Source organism: Nitratidesulfovibrio oxamicus (genome assembly GCF_015731765.1).
Lineage (GTDB): Bacteria > Desulfobacterota > Desulfovibrionia > Desulfovibrionales > Desulfovibrionaceae > Cupidesulfovibrio > Cupidesulfovibrio oxamicus.
In genome coordinates, this window is sequence record NZ_VRYY01000754.1 from 1 (window position 1) to 599 (window position 599).

Sequence of the window (599 nt, forward strand, 5' to 3'; positions counted from 1 at the left end):
GCCGGGCCGGACAGCAACTCCACCGCATCGCCAAGGGGCATGCCGGTGCGCACCGGGGTGCGCAGCGCCCGGCCATCGCGCACAACGAACACGCTGCGCGCATCACCTTCGCCGCGCACGGCGGTGGCGGGCACGGTCGGGCGGGGGCGGCGCTCGTCAGCGGAAGGCGCTCGTTCCAGAAAGGCCACGCGGGCGCTCATTTCCGGCAGCACGCGCGTGTCCAGCACATCGAAGGCCACCTTGACCATGACCGAGGCCTTGCTGCGGTCGGCCGTGGGCACAATGATGTGCACGCGCCCCACAAAGCGTTCGTCCGGCAGGGCATCCAGAGCGATTTCACAGGGGGCGCCTGGCTTCACCCGGCCCACGCTGGATTCGCTGACGTCCGTTTCCACCAGCAGCGAGCCCATGTCGGCAATGGTCACAACGCTGGCCTTGGCGTTGGCCGCCGCGCCCAGCGGGGTGATGATGTCGCCGACGTCCGCGTTCTTGGTCAGCACCACCGCATCGAACGGCGCGCGAATGAAGGTGTATTCCAGTTGCGTCTCGGTCTCGCGCCGGGCGGCGGCGGCGGCGGCCAGCCCGTCGCGGGCGGCGCG

1 protein-coding gene is annotated in these 599 nt (G+C 70.8%); it reads right to left on the minus strand.

Going from position 1 to position 599, the window contains the following annotated elements; translation table 11 throughout:
• The coding region (locus tag FVW20_RS18180; protein ID WP_196610686.1) for an efflux RND transporter periplasmic adaptor subunit at positions 1–599 on the minus strand (599 nt) is incomplete at both ends.